Genomic DNA, 5,506 nt, shown 5'->3' with positions numbered 1-5,506 from the left:
GTGTAGGAACGCAGCGTTTCGTGCACCTGGCCGCCGAGCAGTTTATAGACCGGCTTGTCGGCTTCCTTGCCGATGATGTCCCAGCAGGCCATTTCCAGCGCCGAGAAGCAGCCCATGCCGGACACATCGGGGCGCTGGGTGAAGCCGGAGGAATAGGCGCGGCGGAAGAAATTCTCGATGTCGTGCGGGTCGCGGCCGATGAGATAGCGCTCGGCCATGTCCTCGACCATGCGGGCGGTAACATGGGCCGAGAAGGTGGCGTTGTAAGCCTCGCCATAGCCGACGACGCCGCCGTCGGTGGTCAGCTTGACGAAGATGAAATACTTGCCGCCGATGCCGGGCGGCGGATTGCCGACAACCCAGGTCTTGACGTCGGTGATCTTCATTCTTGGTCCTCCAGAACCAGTTCGGCGCCTTTCCAACCGGTCATGATCGAGGCGGCGTTGGTGTTGCCGGTGATGTTGTCGGGAAAGATCGAGGCATCGATGACGCGCAAACCTTCCAGACCATGCACCTTGAGGCGCGGGTCGACGACGGCGCGCGCGGGATCCGGCCCCATGCGGCAGGTCGAGACCGGATGATAGACGGTGCCCGAGCGCTTCCGGAAATCCTGGACCAGATCGGCATCGGAGGTGATCGAGGGACCGGGCAGGACCTCTTCCTCGATGATCTCGGCCATGGCAGGCATCGAGGCGATCTTGCGCACGAATTTCACCGCCGCCAGCATCTCCTCGACATCGGCATTGGTGGAGTAGGCATTGGCCGTTATCCTGGGGTAGTCGCGCGGATTGGCCGAGCGGATCATGATCTCGCCACGGCTCGACGGGCGGCAATTGGACAGGCCGATGGAAAAGCCCGGCCATGGGTCCGGCGTCAGGATCGGGCGCTCGCCGCTCTTGGGAATGACGGTCGAGAAGGCCTGGAAATAGAGCTGCATGTTGGGCCGCGTCGCCGCAGGGTCGGTGCGGAAGAAGCCGCCGGCATTGTTCATCGACAGCGACAGCGGGCCGGAGCGGGTCAGGATGTATTGCATGCCGACCAGTAGCTTGCCCCACCAGGGACGCAGCGTCTGGTTGAGCGTCGGCAGCCTGCCCTTGAAGGTGTAGTTGATGCCGACATGGTCCTGCAGATGCGCGCCGACATTCTCGTTGGCATGGACGATTGGGATGCCCAGGCCGCTAAGCAGAGCGGAGGGGCCGACACCGGACAGCTGCAGCAGCTGCGGCGAGTTGACCGAACCGCCCGACAGGATGATTTCGCGGCCGGCACGCGCTGTCTTCGTTTCGCCGTTCTGCAGATATTCGACGCCGACGGCACGCTTGCCCTCGAACAAGATTTTTGTCGCCAGCGCCTTCATCTCGACGCGGACATTCCCGCGCTTCATCGCCGGGCGCAGGAAAGCGCACGCCGCCGACATGCGGCGGCCATTGCGGGTCGAGATCTGGTAGATGCCGACGCCCTCCTGGGCGGCGCCGTTGAAATCCGGATTGAGCGGCAGGCCGGCCTGCTGGCCGGCGGCGAGATAGCGTTTGGTCAGCGGGTGGACTGCGTCCGAACAGTCGGTGACATGCAGCGGGCCGCCCGTGCCGCGCCATGTGTCGGCACCGGCCTGGTTGTTCTCGAGCGCCTTGAAGGTGGGCAGCAGATCGTCATAGCCCCAGCCGGGATTGCCGGCGGCTGCCCAGGCATCGAAATCCTCGCGCGCGCCCCTGATCCAGACCATGGCGTTGATCGAGCTCGAACCGCCGAGCAGCTTGCCGCGCGGCCAGTGATCGGAATTGCCGGCGAGGCCCGGGTCCGGCTCGGCCTTGTAGTTCCAGTTGACGTCGGGATCGAAGAAGGTCTTGCCGTAGCCGAGCGGCATCTGGACGTAGAAGCGGCGGTCGGTGCCGCCGGCCTCCAGCACCAGCACCGAGAAGCGTCCCGAGGCCGAGAGTTTTTCGGCCAGGACCGAGCCGGCCGAGCCGGAGCCGACGATGATGAAATCATAGGTCTGCATGATGATGCGGGCGGCTCCGGAAAATTGGCTGCAGCCTAGACGCGGCGGCGCTCCCAAGTCGCCGCGCCTTCCGGCATCAGTTGTGAAAAAAGCGACCGCCGAACTGGTCGAGTTTGCGGGGATACCCGACAATCGCGCTTGATATGCACCGGGGCGACAGCTTATGCGATGGGATCGGCCACTCTGCGGAAGGCAGGAAATCATATGCGGACCCTTCCTGACGCGTTCATCCCCGAACTGCCGGGCCACTACAGCGGCAAGGTCCGCGAGAACTATGACCTTGCGGACGGCCGGCGCATCATCATCGCCACCGACCGCCTCAGTGCCTTCGACACCATCCTGACGTCGATCCCCTGCAAGGGCGAGATCCTGACCCAGACGGCGCGGTACTGGTTCGAGGAAACCGCCGACATCTGCCCGAACCATGTTCTCGAATACCCCGACCCGAACGTCGTCGTCGGCACAAGGCTCGACATCCTGCCGGTCGAGATCGTCGTGCGCGGCTATCTGGCGGGAACCACCAGCACCTCGATCCTGACGCGCTACAAGCGCGGTGACCGCGACATGTACGGCATCCGCCTGCCGGATGGCCTGCGCGACAATGAAAGACTGGCGGAGCCGATCATCACGCCGACCAGCAAGGCCGCGCATGGCGGCCATGACGAACCGCTGTCCAAAGCCGAGATTCTCGAGCAGGGTCTTCTCACGCAGGCGCAGTGGGATACCGTATCGGACTACGCCTTGCGGCTGTTCGCCCGCGGCCAGCAGCGCGCCACTGAGCGCGGCCTGATCCTGGCCGACACGAAATACGAATTCGGCACCGACAAGGACGGGACCATCATTCTTGCCGACGAAATCCACACGCCTGACAGCAGCCGGTACTGGATCGCATCGAGTTACGAACAGGCGCTCGCCAGCGGCAGCCGGCCGGAGAGTTTTGACAAGGATTTCATCCGCTCATGGGTCTCGGCGCGCTGCGATCCCTACAGCGACCCGATCCCCAAAATACCCGACGAGATCGTCGAACAGGCTTCCGGGGTCTACGCGCAGGCCTATGAGGCGATCACGGGTAAGGAATTCTCGCCGGACCTTTCCGGGGACAGCGTGCTGGATCGCATCAGAGCTAACCTTGCAGGTTATTTTTGAGAGGTGCCCCTCTCAGCTAACGCCTGGTCTTAAGCCGCGCAGTCGACCCCCACTCCGTCGAGCTTCGCTCGCCACCTCTCCCCCGATCGACGGGGTAGAGGAAGGGCGCGAGCTTGGGGTGGCGCTGCGAAGCAGCGACGGAGTGGGGGAAGCCCCCTCCAAAACCCGAAGCCGCTGGAAATCAGGCACAACCGCGCGAATGCCAGGGTTAGCCTATGCCATGGAGGCCAGGAAACAGCAGCTGCGGCGCGTTGACCTGGTCCTGCAGCGGCGATACGGATCGATGATCATCACCTCACAAGGATTTCTCGCATGGTGCACTACGCTGAAGGACGGCCGCTTGGCGATCTGACGCTGCGCACCCTGGCCATGCCTTCGGACGCCAATGCGGCCGGCGACATTTTCGGCGGCTGGGTGATGGCGCAGATGGACCTGGCCTGCGGTATCCGTGCGGCCGAGCGCGCCAAGGGCCGCGTGGTGACGGCGGCGGTGAAAGAGATGTCGTTCGCCAAGCCGATGAAGATCGGCGACACGCTGTGCATCTACACCCATGTCGAGCGCGTCGGCCGCACCTCGATGACGCTCAAGGTCGAAGCCTGGGCGCAGCGCTACCTCTCCGACCTGATGGAAAAGGTCACCCATGCCGATTTCGTCATGGTGGCGCTGGATGGCGAAGGCAAGCCGAAAGCGGTTCCCGCCGAAGGCTGACGAAAGCCGAAAAATCAGAACCGCACTTGCATCGTGGCGCGGACGCCCTGATCGGCCGCCTTCTTCCCGAACTGGCCGGAGTAGCTGATCCCCAGCGTGGTTCTGTCGGCGATCCGGAAATCGAGCCCGGCCCCGACGATGGCTGTATCCCTAGCGATCGGCACGCCGGCAATGGTGAACAGGTCGCCGCCGGCGAAGGCCATGTCCGCGGTCGGCGTGGTGTCGCCGAAGGCATGACGCCAGCCGAGCGTACCCTGCGCGGTTGCCTGCACCCCGCCGAGGTCGAAGCCGGCCGAGGCACGCAAGCCGAGCGTGGTGAAGGTGGTCTCGGTGGTCGAGGCGGCGGAGGTGAGCGCCGCGGCGCCACCCTGTTCCGTGAAGCCGTCGGTGTGAAGGTTGACATAGGCGAGACTGGCGAAGGGCTCGAAGGCAGCCATGCGCGTCTCGACGCGATAGCCGGCCTCGCCGAAGACCTGCGCGGTTCCGGCATCGTATTTAGCCGTCAGCGCATCGGCGAAGCCTGGAACGACGACGTTGCGGCTGGTGTCGATCCGGTTCCAGCTGTAGGCGACGCCGCCGCGCAGGCCCAGGCCGTCCCACTGTCCACCGCCATAAAGGCCGATGTGATAGGTGTCGCTGGAGCCGGAAGAGGCACGATCGTCGACGTCGAAACTGGTGTGGCTGTAGCCGGTCAGCAGGCCAACCCGCCAGGCGTCGCCGATGGCGGTGTCGCCGCCGGCGAGGAAGCCGCCGGTGGAGCGGTCGAGGCCGGCGGCATTGCCGTCGCCGCTCGCCGTGCCCCAGGAGCCGAAAGCTTGCCCCCACACGACGAAACGGCTGGTGTTAGCCTCGACCAGCTCCGGGCCGCCCTCGCCATAAGCCATCACTGGCATGGCGGGAGCGGTGACGTCGCCCATGGCCGCCCGGACTCGGGCGGTAGCGGCATCGGCGACGAAGCGGCTGTCCTCGATCAGCATCCCCTTGGCCGAGGCATGAACCTCGCCCGACGCGGCATCGAGCGCCAGGCGCGCGGCATCCTCGTCGGTCATCAGCAGCATGGCCCATGCAAGCGCATTGCCTTGGCCGAGCCGATCGAGGGCTCCGGCGGTCGCGATCTGGTTGCGGGTGATGGCGACGTTGGCGACCGCAACGTCGTTGCGCGCCAGGGTGAGGCTGATGTCGTTGCCGTCGCCGCCCTGGTAGTTGATGAGATGGTCGAGGAAGAGAAGGTCGTTGAGGTTGCCGACGGAGGCGAAGGTGCCGGCGACATCGGCCGCGCCATTGTTCTGGATGATCGTGTACGGCCCGTTGAGCAGGTTCCAGCTCTCGGCCGTCGCCGGTGTCAGGACCAGGTTGAGCGTCGCGCCTGATATGTCGACCGTGCCGCCGACGATCAATTTGTCGGCCCCGGACGGGGTCGCCTCGACCTCCAGGACGCCATGATTGACATAGTTGCCGCCGACCGTCTGCACGCCGATGGAATTGCCGACGCCATGCGTGCCGAGGATGGTGACATTGCCGCCTATGGTTCCGATGCCGCCAAGGCGCGCGCCGGAATCGACCGTGACATCGCCGGCGAGGCTGGCGTCGCCATGGCTGGCGTCGCCCACCACCAGCGTTCCCATGTCGACGGTGGTCAGGCCCGCATAGCTG

The 5,506-nt window shown here is 65.1% G+C and carries 4 protein-coding genes and 1 pseudogene; 2 read left to right on the top strand and 3 right to left on the bottom strand.

What is annotated here, in order from left to right:
• Positions 1-386 (bottom strand): annotated as a pseudogene (locus EN984_RS21070) (mandelate racemase/muconate lactonizing enzyme family protein); the annotation flags it as partial.
• Positions 383-1,999, bottom strand: a complete 1,617-nt coding sequence (locus EN984_RS21065; RefSeq protein ID WP_127272519.1) for a GMC family oxidoreductase N-terminal domain-containing protein — start codon at positions 1,997-1,999, stop codon at positions 383-385. The pseudogene EN984_RS21070 and the gene EN984_RS21065, both read right to left, overlap by 4 nt.
• A gap of 204 nt (positions 2,000-2,203) precedes the next feature.
• On the opposite strand from EN984_RS21065, the gene EN984_RS21060 reads away from it, so the two are divergent.
• Both EN984_RS21060 and EN984_RS21050 read left to right on the top strand, forming a co-directional pair.
• The gene (locus EN984_RS21060) at positions 2,204-3,145 is read left to right on the top strand and encodes a phosphoribosylaminoimidazolesuccinocarboxamide synthase (protein ID WP_127271176.1); all 942 of its coding nucleotides are present in this window, start codon (positions 2,204-2,206) and stop codon (positions 3,143-3,145) included.
• Between the two features lie 312 nt (positions 3,146-3,457).
• Positions 3,458-3,853, top strand: a complete 396-nt coding sequence (locus EN984_RS21050) for a hotdog domain-containing protein (RefSeq protein ID WP_013530049.1) — start codon at positions 3,458-3,460, stop codon at positions 3,851-3,853.
• A gap of 14 nt (positions 3,854-3,867) precedes the next feature.
• Here EN984_RS21050 and EN984_RS21045 read toward each other — a convergent pair.
• Positions 3,868-5,506 (bottom strand): autotransporter domain-containing protein (locus tag EN984_RS21045; RefSeq protein ID WP_127383928.1); only part of this gene is annotated, 1,639 nt, incomplete at its 5' end.

This window comes from Mesorhizobium sp. M7A.F.Ca.CA.004.12.1.1, from assembly GCF_003997835.1.
In the GTDB taxonomy this organism is placed as follows: Bacteria; Pseudomonadota; Alphaproteobacteria; order Rhizobiales; family Rhizobiaceae; genus Mesorhizobium.
The sequence above is the reverse complement of the archived record's forward strand: the minus strand, read 5'-3'. Positions and strand labels throughout refer to the sequence as shown.

Bases quoted from the DNA above. Each gene is read 5' to 3' on its own strand.
- EN984_RS21065 (WP_127272519.1), bottom strand. From the start codon at position 1,999: ATGCAGACCTATGATTTCATCATCGTCGGCTCCGGCTCGGCCGGCTCG.
- EN984_RS21050 (WP_013530049.1), top strand. From the start codon at position 3,458: ATGGTGCACTACGCTGAAGGACGGCCGCTTGGCGATCTGACGCTGCGC.
- EN984_RS21060 (WP_127271176.1), top strand. From the start codon at position 2,204: ATGCGGACCCTTCCTGACGCGTTCATCCCCGAACTGCCGGGCCACTAC.